This is a genomic window from Sanguibacter hominis ATCC BAA-789, assembly GCF_012396185.1.
GTDB lineage: Bacteria > Actinomycetota > Actinomycetes > Actinomycetales > Cellulomonadaceae > Flavimobilis > Flavimobilis hominis.
Genome location: NZ_JAAXOW010000007.1, coordinates 22,411 through 46,007, shown reverse-complemented (window position 1 = coordinate 46,007; position 23,597 = coordinate 22,411). Strand labels below are relative to the sequence as shown.

Genomic DNA, 23,597 nt, shown 5'->3' with positions numbered 1-23,597 from the left:
TCACCAACCTGACGTTCTCGATGCGCTCGCTCCTGGCGTGGTACTTCACTACGCAGTAGCAGCAACCGCGTCTCGACAAACCTCATGATGTTGAAGAAACGAGTACCGCACGGCTACATGCTCGGACCGGACACACCTGCCATGTGCGACACGAGCGCGCCTTGAACCTCGGGTCGAGGGCGCGCGCGCGGTCCAGCCGGAGCGGCTGCCGGTGCAGTGGTCGACGACTGCTGAATGCCCGACCTGTCGACCTGGGCCGGCATGGGGTGTCCCTCGGGGTAGACCAGCACCTCGCGGTCTGCGAGCACCAGCATCTCGCGCCCCTTCGCCGTCCTGACGGTCACCTGCAGGCCGCTGTTGACCTCATCGACCCTCACGAGCGCGCCCGCCCGAGTCTGCCGTGGGGCCCCATAGGCGAACCCTTCTTGCCCGGTGACCGCGACCGAGGGTGTGCCGAGATCGACCTGGGTCACGTCGACGAGCTGCGCCTCGGGGTCGCGCAGACTCCGGACCTCGAAGTCAGTCAACGCCCCGAACCGACGGCTCACCAAGGTGATTGCCTTGTCAGCGCTGCGCGTGGCGATGTGCTTCTCGCCCTGCGACTCGCCCACCACGCGGTACTCCACCTCATGGCGTGCGCCGTAGCCGCCCGCTATGAGGATGACGACGGGCTCGGAGAGCGCCGATCTCGAGTCGAGGTCGTCGCGCATCACCACGTCTCCGCGACGCAGGTCGTTGGTGGTCAGCTCCTCGTTGCCAAACAGCGCTGTCATCTCGTCGGCGGTCAGGTCGCGGCCCGCCTGATACTGCACCGGCTGCTCGGTGAACGCGTTGCCGCGGTACATCGTGTCGCTCGTCGGATCGAGCATCACGGCCCAGGCGCCGCTTCCCAGGCGGACGCTACCGGTAGGTAGCGTCTCGTTCTTCTCATTGGTCACGGGCTCGGTGAGAACGTCGCCTGGCAGGAGATTCAAGACCGTCACCGGCTTCACCCTGTGCTTTGCCGCGTTGCCCCCGTGGATAAGCGCCGGGGTCGAGCCGTCGTCGGTCCTGCTGGTCCAGATTCTCTGCACGTCCCCGTTGGCGTCTTCGAGGTCGAGCAGCTGGGAGCGCACGACGTAGGTGACTTTGCCGGTGAACGACGTCGGCTTCTGGCTCCTAACCACCTCGTAGTCCGGTCCCTGGGCGTTGCGGGGCTGAACCCAGCCCTCGACGGTGACCTCCGCCCCTCGGCCGATCTCGCCGAACCGGAACACAAGCCGGTCGTCGGGTGATCCGAACGCCGCAGCCCTCTCGAGGTCGGTGAGCTGGTCGACGCGGCGCGAGACGAGCTGCACGGCCTTGCCCCACTCCAACGTGTGCTTAGGCGCGTCGTCGCCCGCGTCGGCCTTGATCAGGCCCGCCTTCATACCCGGCTCCTTGACCTCCCACATGCCGGCACGTCCGACGTTCGTCACGATGTCACCCATGCGCACGCTGTCGCCTCGCACCTTCAGACCGTCGACTGTCCGGGCCAGCACCTCCCCAGAGATGCGCGCGTCCGGATCACTTCCTTCCTGCTCTTTCTCGGTGAGGTCGAGCTCCGCATCGAGCGCGAGGAGTCGGCTGCGCAGGTCGTCGAGCTCCGCCTGACGCGGGAAGGCCCGATCCCCCATCTTCGCCATCTGCTCGATGCGGCCGCGCACCTCGGCCTCGCGTCGTGCGTCTTCCTCGGCCATGGTGGGCAGGCCCGCGACCAAGTTCTCGAGGCGACGGGTGAGGCCCACGAACACCGACTCGGTGTCTTGCGCGTCGATGCTGACGAGCGTGGTGCGCTCGGGCAGGTCGGCCAGGGAGACGATCACGCGCTTGCCGGTCAGGGCAGGCTTGATGTGCAGTTCGACGCCGCCGACCATGAGCCCGCGCAGCGGCTCAACGCTGCCCGCCTCGAACTCGCGCCACCCCTTGCGGACCCGCGTGAGGACCGCCGCGCCCGCGTCGGCGCGCGAGGTGTAGGTGGTGGCGAACATCTGGATCGAGAACTGATCCCCGCTGGTGTCGCGGGTGCGAGCGATGAGCTCGTTCAGCTTCTCCCTGCGCTGAGCGATGACGTTGATTTCCGCCTCAGCCATGCGCGCGGCGCGGTACTGCGCACCCTTCTCGGCGCGGAAGGCGCTCTCCAACGTCTCCAGGCCGTTGATCTGATGGATCAGCTCTGCGCGTTCGATGATGCGCGGGTCTCCTGTTGCCACGGCGCTGGCCGCAGCGGCAGAGATCGTCATGTCGTCCTGGAGGTCTTCCACGACACGGCCCGTGATCTGGCCGGTCTTCACCTGGGCGATGAACGCAGCCTTGCGTGCGACCATCTGCCACATCACCGCGTCGTAGGTGCCCTCGGTGACGTAGTTGAGGATTTCGACTTCTGCGACCTGATTGCCCTGCCGTATGATGCGCCCTTCGCGCTGCTCCAGGTCTGAGGGGCGGTAGGGGCAGTCCATGTGGTGCAGCGCGGTCGCACGCTTCTGGACGTTGACGCCGGTCCCCATCTTCTCGGTCGAGCCGATGAGCACCGACACCCGCCCGTCGCGGCACGCCTCGAACAGCGCTGCGCGCTGGTCGTCGTCGGTCGCCTCATGGATGAAGCGAATCTTGCTGCGCTCCATGCCACGGTTCACGAACTCGTCGCGGACAGCTTCGTAGACGCTGAACGATCCGTCGTCCTTGGGCACGCCTCGGTCGGCAAAGATGATCTGGAGCCCACCCGGCAGGGGGTCGACGTTGCCGAAGGCGTCGGTGAACCTGTGCGTCGCGTGCTGTGCGTCGATCCGCATGACCTCGGTGGCGACGTCTGCGATGCGCCCGCCGTCGACGTCGGCGGGAAGCCCCATGAGCCGGGGGTCGAGCGCCACCGTCCGGCCCTCGTGGGTGATCTTGAGCAGATTGTCCACGGACGGGTCGTTCGGCAGGTTGTTCGCCCGGTGGGCGAGCTCCTTGACGAACTCGACCACGGGGGCGGACGCCGGACGCGAGATGAGCCGACGCTGACCGCCGATGAGGTCGGGGCGCGCGACCGTGATGTCGTTTGTCGTGACGACCGAGGCGAACTGGCTCGTGAGCGCCAGGAGCTCGGGCACGTTGGCGAATCGCGAGATGCGGTCCTTCATCCGCCAGGTGCTTCCGTCGGGCCCTAGTTCGAGGCGCGACGTCGACTGCGTGAACTGACCTGCCCAGGCGTCAATCGTGTCGACCCCTGCGTTCGTGAGCACGTCAGGCCGGAGGTAGTGCTGCATGACCCACATCTCCGCCAGGGAGTTGGCCACTGGCGTGCCGGTGGCGAACGTGGCGACGGCAGGTAGGTAGTGCTCCGTGGCGTACCCGGCGCGCTCGGCTGCTTCGAGCTTCGCCTCGCGCAGGGCGCGCAGCTTGTGGTCGAGGTCGAGGGCCTGGAGGGAGCCCGTGCAGGCCAGTTCCTGGTGCGCGGAGGTGCGCATGAGGTTCTTGTAGTTGTGCGCCTCGTCGACGAACAGGTAGTCGCAGCCCGACGACTCGAACGTCAGCCCAGCGTCCTTGTTGTCGAACGCCTTCGCGTAGCGCGCCTCGATGGTCTTGATCTGCTTCTCGACCTTCTTGACGCGCTTGTCGGTCTTCTTGCCCGCTCGATCTTGCAGCATCGCGAGGTCGGCTCGCAGGGTGGCAATGTCCTCGGCCAGCCACTCAGCGGAGCGGTACGGGTCGATGGTCATCAGCTTGAACACCGACGCCGGCACGATCACGCCGTCCCAATCGCTCGCCGCCGACCGGGCGATCCACTCGCGGCGTTCGTCGCGGGTGCAGCCGGTCGGGATTGCGAGCACCGACGCGCTCGGGTACCACGCCTTCCACTCGGCCGCGATCTGCTCGACGAGATGGTTGGGCACGACGAGCCACGGCTTGCGGGCGATGCCGGTCCGCCGCAGCTCCATGGCTCCCATGATCATCGTGCCCGTCTTACCGGCGCCGACCACATGGTCTAGGAGCACCGAGGGCTCATTGAGGATGCGCGCCACGGCGGTGCGCTGGTAGTCGTGCGGCTTGAACGACGGGCTCATGCCGTCGAGAGCAAGCTTCGCGCCGAGCTGCGAGTAGTCGGGCGCGACGAACGAGTTGAAGCGCCCGTTGTACTCGGCCTCGACGCGGGCCACGCGCTCGGGGTCGCCGTGCAGCCACGTCGTGAAGCGCGCAGCGATCTGCTCGCACTTCTCCCGTGCGAGCGTCGTCGCCTGGACGTCGCGCACCGTCCGCTCCCGCCCGTGCGCGTCGATGACGGACTTGGTGATCGTCACGGGGGAGTTGTTCATCACCGCTTCGAGCAGATCGAACGGTGACCGCTTGGCAACGCCGAACTCGAAATCGACGTCCGCGTCCAGACGCGCACGCGCGGGCCCGTCGACCGCCCACTTGCCGTCGCTGGCGGTGTAGAGCACCGTCGCCGTCGCACGGAAGGTCTCGCGGATGAACTGCTCGTAGTCCTCCTTCGTGATGTACCTGACGCCTGGGCGGACCGTGACCTCGGCCAACGAGATGGTCTCGGGGATCACCGCCTCGAGGGCGAGCACGTTCTGCTCGAACCGCGCGTCGGCGCGGGACGCTTCCTGGGCGACCTCCAGCTTCTCGCGCACGTTGCCGGCCACGTAGGTAACCGCGGGCTCGAGCTCGTTCGTCACCGGGTTGGTGTAGACCAGGCCGCGCAGGCGCGCACGAGCGTCGTCCACGTCGGTCCCGAGCAACTCAGCGATGCGCTCGACGTCGACCTGGCGCTTCTCATCCATGGAGATCGCCAGCGCGTCGGCGGGCGTCTCCGCTCTCTCACGCTCGACGGTGTGGCCCACGATGTCTGCGCTGAAGATGTGGCTCTTGCGGGCCTGCTGCGTCTCCTCGTCGAACAGTTCGAGGGCGAGCACGAGCGCAAACTCGGGGTCCTGACGCAGCGGTGCAAGGTGCGGTTGACGCCGAGTGCGCTGTCCGGCCTCGGCCGCCTCCGACCGCCACGACTCGACAAGCTCCTGCGGGGGAACTGCGTCCTCGCGCTCCCACGGGTCCAGGTCGGCGGGCAGGGCAGCCCGCCACGCCTTCTTCTGCGTCGTGACGTACTGCTCGATCTTGGCCGCCGGCACCGCCTTGGGCTTGGACCACTCGAAGCGGTTGATCGCCCCGAACGTAGCCGCGTAGCGGTCATACTCGCGTCCGAGCTCGGCGCGCAGTTCGTCGCGCTTCTCGTCGCTCGCGCCGCTGCGCTGCGCCTCGACGACGCTGAGCGCCGCGTCGCGCAGCGCCAGGAGGCTGCGCGTTTCCGCGACCTGCGTACGAGGCACCTTCACCGGCTCCCAGACCGTGCCGTTCCACGCTTCGAAGGTCCCGGCGCGGGCCTCGCGGACGTGTCCGGCGCGCACCTGCTGGTCCTCAGGCACAGGCCAGCGCAGGCCAGGTGCTGTCAGCGCGGAGGGTGCCACGGCAGTCGGCTTGGGTGCATACGTCAGACCGGCCTCGTGGCCCTCACGGATGATGCCGGCGAGCGCGGTGCGCAGTTGCGCGACAAGCTCGTCACCCTTGGGGCCGGTGATGCGGAGCGTCTGATCGCCGTGCATGCCCTGGCCAAGCGACACCTCACCCAGCACCTTCTCCGGGTGTGTCTGCCAGTACTTGTTGACCGTGACCGGCGCAGTCTCGTCGACGTCGCCGCCGACGTCGTACGTCTCCAGCCAGGGCATCGCGTCGAAGTTGGGCTGCCGGTCGTCTTCGCGCCGACGGAACACGAGGACGTCGGTCACCACCTCGGTCCCTGCGACCTTCTGGAACGCGCCGGTCGGCAGGCGCACCGCGCCCACGAGGTCGCCGTAGCGAGCCATCTCGCGGCGCGCGGTGGGCCGCTGCGCGTCCATGGTGAAGCGGGACGTCAGGACGGCCACGTACCCGCCCGGGGCGGTCGCGCGCAGAGACTTGACGATGAAGTGGTTGTGGATCGACAGGCCGCGCGGGTTGTCGAGGGGGTCGTAGAGCGTGAACGAACCGAAGGGCACGTTGCCCACCACCGCGTTGAACTGGCCTTCCAAGCGCGTCCTCTCGAAGCCCTCTGCGCGCACCTGCGCCTTGGGGTAGAGCGCGCCCGCGATCTGGGCCGTCAGCGGGTCCAGCTCGACGCCCACCATCTGCGCCGACTCAGGGGCGAGTCCGATGAACGTGCCCGACCCGCACCCCGGTTCGAGCACGGGCCCGCCCGTGAAGCCAGCGTCACCGAGGGCTCGCCACACCTCCGCCACGACGCTGGGGTCCGTGTAGTGCGCGTTGAGCGTCGTCGTCATCGCAGCGCCGTACTCGGCCTGCGTCAGCGCTGCCTTGACCCTCGCCTGGTCCTCGGTCCAATCCTCGCGCCAGGACTCGAAGACCTCGGGGACCGCGCCCCACGAGCTCCACTGAGCCAGCGTCTCTTGCTCTTGGGCGGTCGCCGCACGTCCCTGCTCGGCCAAGTCGCGCACGACCGCGACCGCCGCGAGATTCGCCTCGACGCGGGCGCGCTTGCCCGACGGCGGGTAGATACGGACCTCGGGAACGAACGAGGTCGCGCCCGGTGCTACGCCCCGGTCATCTCCAGCACCTCGAGGCGCGTCGCCTCCAAGATCGCGCGGTCGCTGTCGATCAGCTCGCCGCGACTCGCCAGGTGCGCTGCCGTCATCTCCAACAGCACGAGGATCTTCGTCCAGAGGTGCGTTCGCAGCTCGTCGCCCCTCGGACGCCACACGCTGCCGTCCGGGCGCGTCACCTGCTCGCGCGACAGCGCCTGCCCGTCCGGTGCCGTCGACATCTGCAGTGCCCTCGGGTCCCCATCCTTCACGAGCACCCCGTGAAGCCGGTTGAGCACCGTCTGGAACCTCGGGCTGAACTCGCAATCCGTCCAGAAGTCCGTCAGGTGCGCCAGCGGGTGCTGGTGGTACGACGGTTCCGCTACGTCGGGGGCCTGATCCGGCAACGTCTCCGGGTCGTCCATCCACCGATCCGGCGACGTCTCCCACACGCTCAACGTCTTCATCGACGTCGCGAACGTCGTGTCCTCGGTCTCCTTCGTCGCGAAGAAGTCCGCCAGGTTCTCCATGCTGCTGCTCACTGTCTGCTCCAGGGGTCGAGTCGGTGGGGGAGATGTCTTCCAGCGCATCGAAGTCGAATGCGAGCTGCTCGCAGTTGAAGTCGGTGCTGGTCTTGCGTCGAGCCATGCGTAGTGGTCCCTTCGGTGGCGTCCTTCCCCCTTCCCATGCGGTCTAGGCGCTGCTCGAAACCTGCTCGATGACATAACGGACAGATACGCGCGTGTTTGTCCAGTCGTACGCCCCACGACACGACGACGCCCACCAGCACCGTTCGGTGGGGTGGGCGTCGTCGCGGGGGAGTGGGTGCTTCAGGCTGGTCCGTAGACCCCCATGGCCGGGCTAGCGGGACCGTAGCTCGCGCCTTGCACCACGGGGCGCGGCGTGGGCGCAGCGGCGGCGGGGTCCGGCACCGTGTAGTTCTGGCCGACGGTCTTCGTGAACACGTCGAGCGCGTTGAGCCGCGCCGCCTCGTACGTCCGTCCCTGCCCGAGGACCTGCCACGTCCCGTCGGGGAGCGCGGTGAGCGGTTCGGCAACATCTGCCGCAATGCCAGCCCGCGCCTCGAGCACCGTCATCTTGATCGGCTTCCCTTCCCCTCCGGGCTCAAATTGGGCACGAAACGTATGCTCCTGGATGTAGACCGCCGACGTCGCGCCGTCCTCGCGGACCTTGACTTCGACCGGCTCCGGGTCGTCGCCCAGCGTCATGCCCTGGTAGCGGCCCGCGATGAGGCTGCTGCCCGCGTAGCCGACCGCGCCCTCGTAGATCGGCGGGCCAAAGGGGTCCTCAGGGTGGCCGATTTCGATCTGGACCGACCTGTGCACGGTAACCGGCTGCTCGACGGCGACGGAACCCGCAATGTTCACAGTGAAGCCTTCGAGGCCGTAGTACCGCACACCATCGAGTTCTCGGCACGGTAGGGGAGTCCCCGTCGGGGTCTGGGGGTCGTTCGAGAACGAGTAATCGTGCGGCTCGCCGTTCGCATCAGGGGCGATGTAAACGCTGCTCCAACCCTTGCTGACGTTCCCCAGCGTGGCGAAACCGCCGATCTTCTGCATCTGGTCGAGCGTGTCTACGGTGACCCAGGCGACGGGCTCTCCGACGCCCTGCTTGGAGTCCTTGAAGGTCATGGCAGGCAGGTAGTGCTCTGCTTCCTCGTCGTCCCAGACGACGACGTACACCGACTTCGCACCTGCGATGGGCGAGTACGTCGAGTCTCCCCCTTGCCAGACCCGCTGACCGTTCTCGATCTTCCACCGTCCTGCGGTCGCGATGAGGTCTCCGTCCTCGTCGTGCTTGAGGTCGATGCCCATGACCGGCTCGCCGTTCCACTCCGCGACCGCGACGCGCAGGTGGTCATTGACCCGCATGAGCTGCGAGTGCTCTCCGACATTGAGCGTGACGAACTCGACGCCGGGGGAGTCGTCGGCCGGGGCTAGCCGCCAACCGACGTCCGCCTTGGGGGTGTAGATGTCGGTGGTCACCTCGGCAACGCGCGAACCGGGCTCGCCAGGGCGGAACTGCGCGCGCAGACCGTTGTCGAGCGCCTGGCGGGCCGATGCCTCGTCCGGCGCGGCGACGGCGAACCACACGAGAACGTGCGCGGGGACGTAGCCCTCGGCCTGGCCCTTGAGCTTCCAGGCACGCTCGTTGGCGGGCGCTGGGGCGAGTACCCAGCCACCGTTGTCGAACACGCCCTGCGAGCGGTCGATGTGGCTGAGCTCGGGCTGCCCGAAGGCCCAGGAATCAAGGCCCTGCACCTGTGGCTGCCCCGGGAGGCGACGGCGCGTGTTCTCACGCAGCGTCATCAGGTCGTGGTGGACGCCGTAACCCGCCTCCACGAGGGGATCTCCGCCCGTGACGGTGCGAACCGTCAGGACGACAGGAATCTGATACTCGTTCACTAGAACTCCGGTCCATGCGTAGGACTCGGGCCGGTGTGGGGCGTGACGCCGCTGACGACGGGCCGAGTCTGAGAGATAGGGGGTGCGGAGGTCGGGGTCGCTGGCGCGACGGCCTGTTCCCAGTGCTTCTCCGCGTTAGCCATGTCCTGGTCCGCTGTGGCGTGAAGCTCGGCCACGACGGGGCCGGGGTCCTCACACGCGAGAGCGCACTCGTAGACGGCGTTTGCCAAGGGCGAGACGTGCTTGACCGGTTCGAGCCACTGAGCCACGGCCTGCGAGCCGACCGGCCCGAGCGAGTCGTTGCCCGTCGCCCACACTGCGGCACCGGCGCCCGCCTGGACGTCGATGGACGCGCTCGGGTGCGCACGACGCGCCGCCTCGACGAACGAGCGCACGATGTTCGGCTGCTCGGCCGCGACGACGATCACCGCGCTGAGCACGGCGGGATCGCGCACGAGCTCGCAGAAGATCGACGTCGCGCCCATCGGTCGGCCAGTGATCCGCGCAATGTCGTCGTCGATCGGCTCGCCAGCCTCCCAGGACACGAGAATGTCCTCGGCCAGCGCAGCCCGCTCGACGGGCGACTGCTTGTAGATCAGCCGCCCCACGTAGTCCGCCGCGATCGCGGCCTCCTCGTCCGAGACGCGCGCCTCCGCCGCCAGACCCTCCAAGCGACCAACGATTTCGTCCCGGTCGACCACGGGCTCCGCGGGAGCAACCGCACGCACGACGGCGCTAGGACGTTCGAGCTCGGCAGAGAAGGTCGCATCGCCGACGCGGCCCCAATAGCCGTCGACGACCTCAAGCGTCGCGGGCACCTCGATCGGCACAGGTCCGTCGAGCATCACGCGCTGCCACTGGCGAGCGAGTTCCGCGCCCTCTGCTCCGTACCCCACGAGGTAGATCGTGTCGACGGACGGGTGCAGACGGTCCACGAGCTCGGAGACGTTCGGTTCGAAGTCAGGGCCCAGCGCACCGACGTGCTCGATCCCGTAGTCCGACGCAGCCAGGAACGCCACGTAGCCGTCGTCGGGCTGGTAGCCGAGAAGGCGTGTCGCTAGGACGGGTAGTTCACCCGTCCCGATCCTCATGGCCGCAGGCTCACTCATCGTCGTCGTCCAGGATGATTCGCACCGGCAGGTCAAGTCGCACGACGTCGGCGTCGACCTGCTCGCTGCGGTTGTCGGCCACGCGCTTGAACAACCTCGTCACCTCCGACGACCTCAACACTGGCGACACGGACACGGTGGGCTCCAACTGATCGAAAGACGGTGCGCAGCGCGCGGCAGGCAGTGGACCGCGCTGTGCTGGACAGCGGGGCTCCGTCGCCGTGCGCTCGTAGGGACGACTCGAGGTGCGCGGCGTAGAGCCGCGCGCTCGGTTCCTCCATTCTCTACACGGGGCCAACGTCGCTCCCGGTAGGCGCGAGCGGAGGCCACTGGGCGCTCGACCCGGCCACTGCCTGCGCGACGCGCGGCGAGGGGCCGTCCTGGTCCCTGCGCGGGTTGCGTATGACCGTCGCGGTCGCCCAGCGCAGGTCTGGGGCGAGGAAGTCGGCCGTCACCGTGACCGCGATGGTCGCCTCGCCGTTGCCGTTGATGTACGCCTCCGGCTTGACCCGTCCGCTGAACACCACCGGGTCACCACTGCGCAGCGACGCGGCGACGTTCTCGGCGAGGCGCTGCCAGCACTCCACGACGTGCCGCCGCGTCTCGCCGGTCGGCTCGTAGCGACCCGAATCCTTGTTCAAGGCGCGAAGGTTCTCCATGACGATCACCTTCGCCACCGACCGCCTGTTGGGTGTCTGTGACAGCTCCGGGTCGACGGCGAGGTTGCCGTAGACCAATCCCGTTTCGTAGGACACGTCTGCTCCCTTGGTTCAGGACCGCCGTGCGCGGCCTCATCTACCTACGCGACCAGCGGGCGTCTCGACGTTGACGCTGATCGGCGGCCTCGCCGGGGGTGCCCGCAAGCCGATCCCTCTGCGCAACGGAACGGCGCACCCGCCATATCCCGGACAATCGCCAGTCATCTGCCGCCCTTAAGACCAGCCCGAATAAAAGCCCGATGAGGGGGCCTTAAATGCACAGTTGTGGGGACGGCCATACTGGAACACATGAAGATCGGCTATGCGCGAGTTTCGACTCACGATCAGGACGTCGAAGCGCAGCGACAGGCCCTCACCCAACTCGGCGTCGAGCCCGACCGCATCTACGTCGACCACGGGCTCAGCGGCACAAGGCGCGACCGTCCAGGACTGGTCGCAGCCCTTGCAGCGTGCCGCGAGGGTGACACCCTCGTCGTCACCAAGCTCGACCGCCTCGCCCGCTCCATCACCGACGCACGCCACATCGCTGACGAGCTCCTCGAGCGCAAGGTCGCACTCAGCCTCGGCTCTGCGGTCTACGACCCGACCGATCCAGTTGGCCGGCTGATGTTCAACATGCTCGCAACCTTCGCCGAATTCGAAGCCGACCTAATTCGCGCACGCACACGAGAAGGCATGGCCCTCGCACGCGCAAAGGGGCGCCTTCGTGGAAAGAAGCCGAAGCTCTCCTCTGCGCAGCAAACGCATCTTGTTGAACTCTGGCGCGCAGGAACACATACCCAGACAGAGCTTGCCGAACTGTTCGGCGTCGCCCGCTCCACCGTCTATCGCACAATCCAACGAGCGGGACCGCCCTCGCAATAGAAGCAGAGGCCCTGGCCGTCCGACCTAAAGGACGCCCAGGGCCCCTGCGTCTAGCTCGTCAGACCATCGAGCAGGCGTGCAGGACGTAGATCGCCGTGCCATCCGGCGTGATTGCCGCGCCAAACGCAACGTGCGTGTAGTCGGAGAGCATCAAGGGTCGGTGTCCGGCACTGGCTATCCACTGCCCGACAATCGTGTCCGCCGTCACGCTGTTGTTCGAACCGATGTTCTCCCCGCACGTCCATGTCTTGTCGCCTGCGGGCGGCACCGCCGCGCCCCAGGCCGCGCTGATCGCAGGCGCTGTCCAGTGATCCGTCGACTGGAGTGAACGCCCCTCCGCGATGAGCCGATCCTGAATCAGGGTGGCGCGCTCCTGCGTCGGCCCCCCCTGGCCGGGCACACCGGACACCCCGGACACCGGCATCGGCAGCCATGGCGCCTTTCCGGCATTGGCTCTGTAGTGGTTGATCCGGTTCAGCATTTCCGGGAGTCCGAGAACCGCATTTCCGCTACCGACAGTCGTCACCGGCTCCCACCAGAAAGTTGCGTCATCTACGCCGAAGGCAGCCTTCTCCGCCTCAGTCATCGAGCGTGTGCACACGCGCGTAGACCCGCATCCCATCGTGTCTCCCGGCAGGTATCGGTCAAGCACGGTCCCAATCGCTGGGTGATCACACGGGAACGGTTCACCAAGTATGTCGACACCGTTGCAGCCTGCGCCTATGCCCGGCGTCGGGGTCGGCGTCGGCGTCGGCGTCGGCGTCGGGGTCGGCGTCGGCGTCGGCGTCGGGGTCGGGGTGGGCCGCGTCACCTTGCGCGTCGCGGTCGTGGCCTTGCCCCCGGCCTGCGAGTCCGGCACGTGCACTCGCCACGTCGTCGAGGTCGCGGCGTTGAGCCGGGACGCCGGCAGCGTGACTCGCACCTTGGCGCTCATCGCCTTCGCGGGGGTCTTGTACGTCACGACCGTGCGCCAGGTGCCGCCCGTGTACTGCTGGAGCAGGACCTTGCGCCCGTATGCCGGCGTGATCGCCACCGTGTCGGTCACGTCGCCTCGGCCCGCAGATGTCGCCGACTTGTCCCAGCCGGTGACCTTGGTCTTCGCACGAGCGACGTTGATCTTCGCGATCCGCTTGTACCGCGTACCGACGTTGGCCTGGACAACGAGCTTGCCCGTGGCCTTTGTGGTCACGCGCACGGTCCCGCTGTAGCTCTTGGTCTTGGCAGACCACTTCACGCGCACGGTCTTCGTCAGGGTGCGCCCCGTGGCCTTCGTCGAGCCGTACGGGTCGAGCGTGAGCCGCACCGTCCTCGTGGCGGCCGTGCGGGGCCCCGGCAGCGAGATCTTCACCGTGGTGCGCACCTTCGCCGCACCCAGCGTCGTGCTCGAGGCGGTGACCCTGGGCTTGGAGACCTTGGCAGCGACCGGCGCAGCCTGTGCTCCAGGCACCACCACGAGCAGGGCGAGCGCGGCCGCGCACACCCCGGCGAGAAGCCTGGCAGCGGGCCTTCGGGGCTCGGTCATCGTCATCTCCTGGTTCGCGGTCACGGTCCGACCTTACGGGCGGGGGCGGTCATGCTGTCATCGAGCGCCGACAGTCGACTTCCTGATCGGTGCTGGCTGTCGAGGTATGCGGCTATCTCGCGGTCCAGGTCACCCGGACCGACGGTGCCGCAGAAGTACGAGCGGGACCACAGGCGCCCCTCCCACAAGAAGGGCTCGAGCAGCTCGGGGTGCAAGCGCCGCAGGTGCCGAGACGAGACTCCCTTGAGCGAGTTCACGAGCTTGGAGACCTGAACCGTCGGCGGGTACGACACCCGCAGGGCTACGTGGTCGTCGCCGGAGGTGAAGGTGACGAGCTTGACGTGGAAGTCGTCACAGACGTCACGCACGATCCGCTCGCAGTCTGTCCGCACGGCCTCGGTGAAGACCACTCCGTGCACCTTGGTCACAAAGACCAACTCAGCCTCACATCGCCAAACTGGCGGTTTTTCTGGCCTGACGACGGTCTCTTGGTCCATGAGACCAATATCCTCCCGCACGTCCCGCGTGTCAACGACAGAGGGCCCGGTCCATCTCGGACCGGGCCCTCCATCTGGCGCTTCGTACTACTCCGCGAGTCGCCCGCGACGTCGGATCAGGACGAACCCGGTGCCGCTGACGATCAGGACCAAGCCGAGGCCCAGCATGATCGCGATTTCGGCACCCGTACGGGGCAGGCGTTCACCTCCGTCACCGCCACTGTCGGGGTCTTCGTCGCCACCACCACCACCGCTCGGGATGACCTTGCTGGTCTCCGACGGGATACCGAACCTCGAGGTCCAGGCCCCGTTCTCCACCGTCTCGTCAATCGTGTCGACCCAGGTGTAGAAGCCGGTGGCCTTGAGCTTGATGCCGGGGGTCGTGTACTTCCCGTCCCCCTTGATCACGGTCTCGACGACGCCCGCAATGGGCGCGCCCTTGGGCACCGCGCCTGTCTCGCCAGGTCGATCCTCGAACGGACCGTAGAGCGTCGACTTCACCACACGTTCGACCCCAGACTGAGCACCCGACACGGTGAGGTGGTCCGTGAGCATCTCGCCCACCTCAGCCTTGCGCGCGGTCTCGGTGACGATCTTCGGCTCCCACGGGATGAGCGTCGTCTCGTCAGCGACGCCGAACGCGCCGGCCCACGCTTCCGTGCTGTCCGTCGCGGCGATGGTCTCGCGCCACACGTAGAAGCCCGCAGCACCCACGGTGAGCGGCTCTGTGACGTACTCGCCGTTGCCCTTGACCTTGGTGGTCACCGTGCCGACAACCGGAGCACCGTCAGGGACCGTCGCCACCTCGACCGGACGCGCATCGAATGGGCCGTAGAGCGTCGACACGACCTCGAGCTCCACCGTCGGGTGCGTGTCCCACACGAGGATCGCGTCAGTGATCTGGGCACCCGGCTGTGCCACCTTGTCGGACGTCAGGGTAGACACCTTGGGATGCCACGGGATGAGCGTCGTCTCGTCAACGAGCCCGAACACTCCGTCCCACGCCTCGCTGTACGGCGTGGCGTCAATCGTCTCGTGCCACACGTAGAAGCCGTGGGCAGTGATCGTCACGGGAGCGGTCTCGTAGGTCCCGTTCTTCGACACCTTGGTGGTCACCGTCCCGGCGATCGGTGCGTCGGCGGGAACCGCCGAGCCCTCGTCAGGACGGGTCAGGAACGGGCCGTAGAGCGTCGACACGACGTCGAGCTCCACACCGTCGCGGGCACCCGTCACGGTGAGGCGGTCGGTGATCGCCTGGCCGGGAGATGCGACCTGGTGCGACGTCTCGGTCGTGACACGCGGCTGCCACGGCGCGTAGCTCGTCTCGCTCGCGACACCGAAGCGTCCGCTCCATAGCTCGGTGGCTTCCGTGGCGGCGATGGTCTCATGCCAGACGTAGTAGCCACCCTCCGGGACGGTCAGCGCGTCCGTGACGAACGTGCCGTTGTCGTCGACCACGGTGGTCACCATGCCCACGACCGGCGCATCGGCCGGCACGGTGGCTTGCTCCGCAGGCGCGTCCTGGAACGGACCGTAGAGCGTCGACACGACGTTCATTCGCACGCCAGCCTTCACGCCGGACACGTAGAGGGTGTCTCGCAGGGTGGCCCCCACGCTCGTCTGCGCGGCGGAGGTTTCCGTCACGACCTCGGGCGACCACTTCACGATGGTCGTCTCGTCAACGAGCCCGAACACTCCGTCCCACGGGGCCGAGGCGCGGTCGGGCGACTCCGCGATGGTCTCGTGCCACACGTAGTAGCCCGACTCCGGAACCGTCAGCGGGTCCGTCGTCGCACGGGCGCTGCCGTCGGCACCCGGCGTCACCGAGGTGAAGACGGTGCCCACCTTCGGAGCGTCCGCCGGGATCGCCGCCCCCTCGACGGGGCGACGGTCGAATGGGCCGTAGAGCGTCGACACAACCTCGAGCTCATAGCCCGGACGTCCGTCCGTGACATGCAGAGCGTCGGTTATCGCGGTGCCCGCCTCGGCAACCTTGTGAGAGGTCTCAGTAGCAACCTTGGGTTCCCACGGGACGACCGTCGTCTCCTCCGCGTAGACCGTCAGGTCCTCACGCCCGTCGTACTCCATCAGCGTCCCTGGCGGCAGGTCCGCATCGGTCAGGCCTCCATTCGCCGGGAACGAGTACGTCCAGACGTAGAAGCCCTCGGGTGCGTTGCTAGGGAGCTGCACCCCGTCCGTGACATAGGTGCCGCCGCTCCCAACGACGGTCTGGACTTCCCCAACCTTGGGAGTACCGGCAGGCACGTTGACACCGACCTCATAGGCATCCACTGGCCCCCAGAGCGTCGACGTCACCGTCAACGGCTGGTCAGCGCTCACCACGTGGCTCGCGTCGTCGACCACGAGGGTGTCGCTCAACACGTCACCAGCGCGGGCCACCTCCTTCGATGCCACCGTGATGACGTAGGGCGCCAGCCCGAACTCCTCGAGCCAGCGGGTCTCTGCCGGGATGCCGTAGTCCGACGTGTACGCGGTCGAGACACCCCCAGAACCAGCAGCAACACTGACCACCCAGGTGTAGTACCCCTCGTCCCAACTGGTGAGCGTCACGCCGGGCGTCGTGGCGATGCCCGTCCCTGAGCTCTGAATGGGGATCGACACGTCCACCTGTCCGACCAGCACCGCGCTCGCCGGGACTGTGTTGACGGTTGTCGGGCGCGTCGCGCCTGCGTAGTAGAGGCGGGCGGTCGCCGTCACGGTCGCGCCCGGTGCGGCCCCAGTCACGGTGATCTGATCCCGCAGTGTGGCCTTCACCGGAAGGTCGGAATCGTCGATAACCTCGGGCTGCGCCACGGTGGTGACCGTCGGGTTGAACGGAACAAGGGTGCGCTCGGAGGCGACACCGAACGGTGCGCTCCAGGCTGCCGTGTAGGCCGTGGCGGGAGCGGTCTCGTGCCAGACGTAGTAGCCCGACTTCTGGGGCAGGGTGATCGCTGGCGTCCGCTTCGCACCAGGGCCCGTGATCGTCGTCGTGACAGAGCCGACCTTGGGCGCGCCTGCGGGCACGCTCGCGGTCTGGGTCGGGGCGGTGGCGAACGGACCGTAGAGCGTCGAGGTCACATTGAATGAGTGCCCAGGCACCCAGGTCCCCGACGTCGTGGAGGCGGTGAGCAGATCCGTCAGCGCTGCGCCCCGACTCGCCGTGGCCGATGAGGTCTGCGTGGTGATCTTGTAGCCGAAGTTGTTCCAGTCGGCGTAGGTGATTTCCGAGGGCACGCCGAACGCGCCGTTCCATGCCTTGACGAGTCCGTTCGAGCTCGCGGCGGACGTCTCGCGCCAGACGTAGTAGCCCTTCTTGGCGGGAAGCTGGATGCTCGGCGTCGTGTACGTGCCGGGGCCGGTGACGTTCGTGGAGACCGTGCCGACGACAGGGGCACCAGCGGGGACGGCAGAGGTCTGTCCGGGCTTGGTGGCGAACGGACCGTAGAGCGTCGAGTTGACCTTGATCGTGGTGGCGGTGGGCCACATGCCGGTGCCTGCGGAGACGACGAGCTTGTCGGTGATCCATGCACCGGGGGTTGTCGTTGCAGCCGAGGTGGTCGTGACGATCTTGGGCGTCGCCGTCGGGGTGACGGTGCGCTCAGCGTCGAGGCCGACGGTCTCCCCGGCGACCACGACGTCCTGGACCGGGTAGCCGCTGATCCGGCTCTCCTTGGCCTTGCGGACTGTCAGCAGGTGGTCCGGCAGGCCGCTGACGGTGGCCGTGACCGTGACTTCGCTCGCGCGGGCGACGTCGATGCGCCGTTCGAGCGTCGAGGTCCCGGTGGTGACGGTCAGCGTCTTCGTGTCATTTGCCGCCCAGGTCGCGCCGCCCGTGATCTTGAGCGTCATCTTGTAGCCGGGGGTCCAGTTGCCGGCAGAGGACTTCACACCGATGTTCGTGACGTCGATGTACTTCTGATCGGTGCGCGTGGTGAGGATCGGGTTGATCTTGTACGGGCCGTAGTACTTGGCTGACTCAGCCCACATCTCGTCAACGAGGTCGACGACAGCGGCAGCGCCCGACGTGCTGGTCTGACCCGCGCTCATCCCCACGCCGGACTTCTGGAGCAGGAGCCGCTTGACGGCAAGAGCACGGGTCTTGTTGGTGGTGTCGCCCCACTTCGAGAGCACGTAGGCCAGGCGGTTGACCTTCGTGCCGCTCATCGCGACCGAGCCGCCGCCAAGGCTGTTGCCCGTCCAGGAGGACACGCGCGTCTTGGCGCCGAACGTCGGCTTGACCGATCCGTAGTTGAGCGTGCCCGCCGGGTCGATGTTGACGTCGTTCTGCATTGCGCAGTAGACGATCTCGCCGTTGTCGAGAATGAACGAGCCCATCCAGTAGCCCGCGCCCGTGCCGCCCTTGACGCCGTAGCCGTACTTAGCGCCTCCGAGCGCCGTCGCGGCCGGAACGGAGACAAGACCGCCGACCAGGAGGACTGCCAGAGCACCGGCAAGGACGCTTCGCAGCGTCGTACGCCGAGCGGTCGACTGGCGGTGCTTCGCCTTGCGGCGCAGCAATCGACCAAGGGGCCTAAGCGTGGGTGTAATCCCCATCAGGGATGGTCCTTCCTCGAGGGCGAACGGCGGCGGCTCTGGACCACCACCTGCCTTACGCGATCAACGGACTGGTCAAATGCCCACTACTGGCACGAACCCTGCGCAGACCACTTGAGCCCGACCTTGCCGACGGTCGACGTCGCGGTGGCGGTGAGCTTGCCACCGCTGGCGAGGGTGATCGAGCGCACCACGGACGACGAGCCGGTGCCCGATGCCGAGCCCGATCCCCGGACGGTCAGCGTGACCTTCTCCGAGCCGGTCGCCGTGAACGTCACGACGGCATCGCTGCGGCACGAGACCGTCAGCGAGTACGACGTGGCGCGCGCCGACGTCGTCTTGGTATCCGTCGCGGCCTTCTTCTTCGCTGCGGCCTTCTTCTTCGCCGCTTCCTCGTCGGCCTTCTTCTTCGCTGCGGCCTTCTTCTTCGCCGCTTCCTCGTCGGCCTTCTTCTTCGCCGCGGCCTTGTCGACGTCGCTGGACGTCGGGCTCGTCGTCGGCGTGGTCGTCGGGGCTGTCGTAGGTCGCTGAGGCGGCGCGCTCGTCGGGGCGGGCTTCGGCTTCTTGGTGGGCTCGGTGGTCGCCTTCTTCGGCGGCACGCTCGTCGGGGTGGGCGTCGTCTCCACCTGGGTGATGAGTGCCTGGAGCTGCGCGGTGCGGGTGATCAGGTCACTGGGCGCAAGCGTGCTTGCCTCGAGGGCGAGCGCGTCGGCACCGGACACGAGTTCATCGAGCAGAGCCGAGTCCGTACCCTTCGGGGCCTCTCGCACCGCTGCGCGCGCGGCCTGCACGAGGCCGAGTGCGCTCTTGGTCATCCCGGTGTCGGTGATGCCGCTCTGCGGTGCGGCAGCGGGAGGCACGTCCGAGCGCAGGGTGGCCGACGCGCCCCAGGCTGCTCCGCCAAGGAGGATGAGCGCTCCGACGGCAGCGACGAGCTTGCGGGTGCGGGCGTTGCCTCTGCGGGGCTCGTCGGGCGCGGTCGGCACTGCGAATGTGGCGAACGGCGACGGCGTCGTGCTTACCGGGGTGACCGGTGTCGGGGCTGTCATGGTCGACGGTTGCGCCCCTGCGGTCGCGACGCTCGTCAGTTGGGCAAGTGCTTCACGCATAGCCTCCCGGTCGCGGCGCACTTCTTCCTGCTGTGCGGCCTCCGCCTCGCGGCGTTCCTTGCTGGCGATGCGCTGACGCTCGACCTCGGCCCGTTCGCGTTCGAGCTGTGCACTCAACTCGGCGTGCTGGGCTTGGATGCGCTCTGCCTCGGCCAGTGCCTCCGCTGCGGCCGCACGCTCGGCTTCGAGGGTGGATCGTAGTTCGTCGGCCTCGGCCTGGACCTCGCGCAGGCGTGCGCGCTGCTCGGCCTCGTGCGCACCGGCGCGTTCGGCGGCGACGACGGCCTGCTCGCGGACCTCAGCCAGTTCGCGCTCGAGCGCGATGGTGCGCTCGACCGTGGCCTGGGTCGCGGCTGCTTCCTCTTGCGCGGCGGCGAGGGCGGTAGCAAGTTCCTCGCGTTGTGCGGCTGCGGCGGCGAGCTGCTGCTGCGCCTGGGCCAGGGCTTCGGCCTGGGCGACGCGCTCGCTCTCGCTGACGCTCTGCGCCGCCTCGACCTGTTCCTCAAGTGATGCCTTGAGAGTGGCGACGCGCGCCTCGGCGGACCGGACGTGCTCTGCGAGCTCGCGCTCAAGTTCAGCCGCGCGCGCGGCGTCCTGCGCCTGGCGTTCCTCCGCCTCTCGAAGTCGCATCGACTGGGCGGCTCCGCGCTCACGTTCGAGGATCAGGGCCTGTTCCAGACGCTCTGCCTCGGCGCGGTGCTGACGCTCGGCTTCCTCCTGCGAACGTTCGAGGTCGGCCACCAGGCGCTCGCGCTCGGCAAGTTCCGTCTCCAGGCGCGTGCGTAGCTCGGTGATCGTCCGCTGGGTCGCTTCCCGCTCCTGCTCGGTGGCGGCCTCGTGTGCGGCGGTCGCCTGCTGAAGCTGCTGCTCCAGGGCGTTCGACGCTTCGGCAGAGGCTTCGATCTGGCTCGTGAGACGCCGCTGCTCTGCCTCCGCCTCCGCGCGAATCTGCGCGGCCTCGCGGGCGTGCAGCTCGCTGCGCGCTGCTTCGGCGTCCGCACGTGCACGCTCGGCGGCAATCTCCGCGTTGAGCCGCTCGCGTTCGCGCTCAGCGGCCTGGCTGCGCTCCTGCTGCTCGGCTCGGTAGTCCGCCATGGTCACGTCCCACGCCGGGACCACAGGCTCTTCGAAGACCGGCGCCGGGGGAACAGGCGGGACAGCGGCTGCTGGCGCCGCGACTGCGGCTGGCACGGGACCTGCGGGCTCGGTCGAGGGCGGCAGCGGCACGGGTGGCAGCGCGGCCGGGAGCGGCGGGACAGCGGGCGGTGCGGCCCATCCCTGGGAGACGTCGACGACGACGGACGTGTCCATCTCGGGTGCCGACGACGGCGCGGTGGCACCCTTCTTCTTGCGGGTACGTGGCGTCTTGGTCTTTGCGGTCTTCGCGGGCGCGGAGACGCGGTCGATTTCGGCCAGAATCTCGTCGAGGTTGCCGCGCTGAGCGCTCATAGCTGGAACCCTTCGTCCGGGGTGGTTGTGTCATTCCACGCGCGCGAGCCGGTCGTCAGCTCGAACCATTCGTCGTCGATCCGCGTCGGGCCGGGAGGCTCGATGACCCGCTGGGCGTGCACGCTTCCGCTGCACCCCGTGTCGTTCGTGTACTCGTTGAGCCGCGACCGGGCCATGAACCAGCGTTCCTGGAATCCGATGGGGCCTTGGCCTGGGTCCTCCACGTGAAAGGCCATGGCGTGGAACACGCGCAGCGCGTAGAGCTCCTGAATCAGTGCAGGGTGCTTCCACCAGCAGGGCGGGATCACGGAGGGCTGCACGTTGTAGGTGGCGATGAGCCAGTCGACGAACTCGCGCAGTGGTTCCATCTGGGCAGCGGTCTCGTGCTGCTCGGCGGTGCGCCAGTTGATGACGTCGACCTCGCCAGCGGGCGGTTGCGCCAGCGCGGTAAGCGCATCGGCGCTTTGCTCCCTGAGCGGAGGCCCGGACGTCTCTTCCTCGAGCGAGATTGCCGTCGGCAGGTTCCAGCGCGATCTGGTGCTCACAGTCCCTCCCTCGCCAACGTGGCCGCGAGGTAGCGCGCGAGCCGGCGCTGCATCTTGCCCACGGCCCGCGTCGTCGCGGCACGGCGACCCAGCGCCTTCCAGCCCGGATTCCCGTCGAACAGGGTGTGCAACTGCTCGTGGCAGTCGGCGCAGAACGGCATGAGGTCGTCGTCGCGCTCACGCGAGGCCCAGCGCCCGCCTGCGAGCTCGACCACTCCGCGGTAGTCGACGTGGTGAAGCTGGAGCGTGTGGACGCTCAGCCGACTCCGGCACACCACGCAGGGCACCTTGCCGTCGTTCTCGGCGTTCGCCTCGAACCAGGTTGCTCGACGGGCGTGCCAGCCGGGTGACCGCAGGTACTTGCGGTACGTGCTGGAGCCCTTGCGACGCAGGGACTTCATCAGGACTCCTCAGGGGTGGTGGGGCGTGCGCCGTAGGTCAGGCCCAGCGTGGACGTCGTGCCGTCGCTCGCCGGGTGCTTCTTGTGCCACGCCTTCGACTCGTGGACCTCCTTGGCCCACGGACGCTCCGGCCACGGGATCAGGTCGACGAGCATCGGGCGGGCACGTCCTGCGACGAGCAGGACGTTCCGCTCCGGAAGGCGGCGCAGCTCGTCGAGAGAGAGCACGGGACGCTCACGCAGTTGCTCCGAGTGGTTGACGTCCGTCGAGGCCGACCACGACTGGCTCATGGCGACTTCTTCGCGCATCCCCAGCAGGTCCGACAGGTTGCGCAGGTCCGACGCGTCAGCCGCACCACCGAGGATCAGCTTGCGCGTCGCGGACTCCCAGATCGTGCCCTCGCCGTTCGTGCCCCAACCTTCACGTGCCTGGTTGCGCGACTGGAACACGGCGACGACCTGGAGCCCTTCACCGGACCCTGCGGCCATGGCCTGCGGGAGCCCCTGCCACGGGTGGATGTTGGCGATCTCGTCGAGAACGAACGTGCAGGGCGGGTCGAGCCGACCACCAGGCGAGCGCATCGCGACTCGGTGCGCTGCGGCCGCAATGTCGTCGAGCAGCATTGAGAAGAACACCCCGACGCCGCCCGGTGCGCTGATCGACTGGCGCAGCTCGGCGGTCAAGTACAGCGTGCCCGCCTGTGCGAGGAACGCCTCGGGGTCGAACATCGCCTCGCCCGGTCCTACCTCGAAGACACGTCGCACGTCCGGGACGTCGAGCGCGGAGAGTGCCGACTGCACGCCGAACCACTGGTTGTCGCGCGCCTTCTGCTCCATATCGAGGACCGTGCGCAGCATCGGTCCCCAACCGAGGTTGGACTTGGTGTCGAGGATTGCCAGGGCCCTGCGGGCGGCGGTGGGTGACTTCGTCCATGTGTGTAGCTCTGCGAGCGACACACCGCCGACTGCGGCGGCGTGAAGCAGGCATTGCAGCACGTCGGCTGCCTTCCCGGCCCATTCCTGATTCTGCCCCGACCCCAAGCCCGTCCCGGCGACGAGGACGCCCGCGCGCTTCTTCGCGGTCTCGCCCACCTCGCACCCGCGCACGGGCGACCACCGGATCGAGGTCGCCCTGCCGGTGACCTTCTCAGGATCGAACAGGTAGACGGGTCCCTTGCGGGCTCTGGCGGCAATCGTGGCTTCCATGTTGTCGCCGCGTGACGAGGTGGTCACTACGGCACCGGGAGCCTCGACGATGACGGAGGTCAGCACGGTGAAGCCCTTGCCCGAACGGGGCGGGCCCAGGAGCAGCACCGCGTCTTCCATGCTCACCCAGACCTCGACACCCGTCGAGAGCCCGAGCTGCCACGCGATGTCGACCGTCTTGGGGTTGTCGAGCGTGGGACGCACCTGACGTCCACGGCGCACAGCGGTGGCTGGACCCATTTCGCGGCGCACCTCTGCGCGACCAGCAATCTCGCGACGGCTGAGTATCTGCTTGCGCAGGTACGCCGGGGTCAGCCGGTAGGCATGGATCTTGTAGACGATCACGCCCACTGCTGCGAGCATCGCCACGGTGACGCAGACGAGGGCGACGGCAACCGTGCTCGTCGCAGGGGCGCAACCGTCGACCGTGCCGATGGACGTCTCCACGTCCCTCGTCAGCAGGAACATCACCCCGCCGAGCGGACCGCGCCCACCCTGCGGCCAGTCACCGCACGTGACGCGCACGGCCACCGTGCCCGCGACGCCGTAGAACGCGAGCAGGATCGAAGTCAGCACCAGGAGCACCAGGACGCGCTCGTTTCGGGTCATCCGGTCGAAC

General features: G+C 68.0%; 13 protein-coding genes. 1 reads left to right on the top strand and 12 read right to left on the bottom strand.

Annotated elements, in window-relative coordinates:
• Positions 1 to 113 precede the first annotated feature (113 nt).
• The 5 genes from HF995_RS13510 to HF995_RS13490 all read right to left on the bottom strand — a co-directional run bounded on the left by HF995_RS13510 (position 114) and on the right by HF995_RS13490 (position 10,865).
• Complete coding sequence (locus HF995_RS13510) at positions 114 to 6,491, bottom strand: helicase-like domain-containing protein (RefSeq protein WP_168448347.1); 6,378 nt, start codon at positions 6,489 to 6,491, stop codon at positions 114 to 116.
• A gap of 95 nt (positions 6,492 to 6,586) precedes the next feature.
• A complete protein-coding gene (locus tag HF995_RS13505; RefSeq protein WP_168448346.1) occupies positions 6,587 to 7,165 on the bottom strand; it encodes a hypothetical protein in 579 nt (192 codons plus the stop codon).
• 240 nt (positions 7,166 to 7,405) lie between these two features.
• Positions 7,406 to 8,905 (bottom strand): hypothetical protein, encoded by a 1,500-nt coding sequence (locus HF995_RS13500; protein ID WP_168448345.1) that lies wholly within the window; start codon positions 8,903 to 8,905, stop codon positions 7,406 to 7,408.
• A gap of 95 nt (positions 8,906 to 9,000) precedes the next feature.
• The gene (locus tag HF995_RS13495; protein ID WP_168448344.1) at positions 9,001 to 10,092 is read right to left on the bottom strand and encodes a hypothetical protein; all 1,092 of its coding nucleotides are present in this window, start codon (positions 10,090 to 10,092) and stop codon (positions 9,001 to 9,003) included.
• Positions 10,093 to 10,394: 302 nt separating this feature from the next.
• Positions 10,395 to 10,865 (bottom strand): single-stranded DNA-binding protein, encoded by a 471-nt coding sequence (locus HF995_RS13490; protein ID WP_168448343.1) that lies wholly within the window; start codon positions 10,863 to 10,865, stop codon positions 10,395 to 10,397.
• 252 nt (positions 10,866 to 11,117) lie between these two features.
• On the opposite strand from HF995_RS13490, the gene HF995_RS13485 reads away from it, so the two are divergent.
• Entirely contained in the window at positions 11,118 to 11,693 is a 576-nt protein-coding gene (locus HF995_RS13485; RefSeq protein WP_168448342.1) for a recombinase family protein, read from the top strand.
• 58 nt (positions 11,694 to 11,751) lie between these two features.
• Here the strand turns inward: HF995_RS13485 and HF995_RS13665 are convergent, their stop codons facing one another.
• The 7 genes from HF995_RS13665 to HF995_RS13450 all read right to left on the bottom strand — a co-directional run bounded on the left by HF995_RS13665 (position 11,752) and on the right by HF995_RS13450 (position 23,587).
• A complete protein-coding gene (locus HF995_RS13665; RefSeq protein ID WP_210727508.1) occupies positions 11,752 to 13,239 on the bottom strand; it encodes a CAP domain-containing protein in 1,488 nt (495 codons plus the stop codon).
• Positions 13,236 to 13,712 (bottom strand): IS200/IS605 family transposase, encoded by a 477-nt coding sequence (gene tnpA / locus HF995_RS13985; RefSeq protein ID WP_168448341.1) that lies wholly within the window; start codon positions 13,710 to 13,712, stop codon positions 13,236 to 13,238. Before tnpA ends, HF995_RS13665 begins: the two co-directional genes overlap by 4 nt.
• Positions 13,713 to 13,799: 87 nt before the next feature.
• Positions 13,800 to 18,233 (bottom strand): LPXTG cell wall anchor domain-containing protein, encoded by a 4,434-nt coding sequence (locus tag HF995_RS13470; RefSeq protein ID WP_168448340.1) that lies wholly within the window; start codon positions 18,231 to 18,233, stop codon positions 13,800 to 13,802.
• A gap of 122 nt (positions 18,234 to 18,355) precedes the next feature.
• Positions 18,356 to 20,827, bottom strand: coding sequence for a coiled-coil domain-containing protein (locus HF995_RS13465; RefSeq protein WP_168448339.1), 2,472 nt, complete (start codon positions 20,825 to 20,827; stop codon positions 18,356 to 18,358).
• Positions 20,824 to 21,372, bottom strand: a complete 549-nt coding sequence (locus HF995_RS13460; RefSeq protein ID WP_168448338.1) for a hypothetical protein — start codon at positions 21,370 to 21,372, stop codon at positions 20,824 to 20,826. Before HF995_RS13460 ends, HF995_RS13465 begins: the two co-directional genes overlap by 4 nt.
• Positions 21,369 to 21,773, bottom strand: coding sequence for a hypothetical protein (locus HF995_RS13455; RefSeq protein ID WP_168448337.1), 405 nt, complete (start codon positions 21,771 to 21,773; stop codon positions 21,369 to 21,371). Before HF995_RS13455 ends, HF995_RS13460 begins: the two co-directional genes overlap by 4 nt.
• Positions 21,773 to 23,587, bottom strand: a complete 1,815-nt coding sequence (locus HF995_RS13450) for a type IV secretory system conjugative DNA transfer family protein (protein WP_168448336.1) — start codon at positions 23,585 to 23,587, stop codon at positions 21,773 to 21,775. The genes HF995_RS13455 and HF995_RS13450 overlap by 1 nt, the downstream gene beginning before the upstream one ends.
• Positions 23,588 to 23,597: the final 10 nt, after the last annotated feature.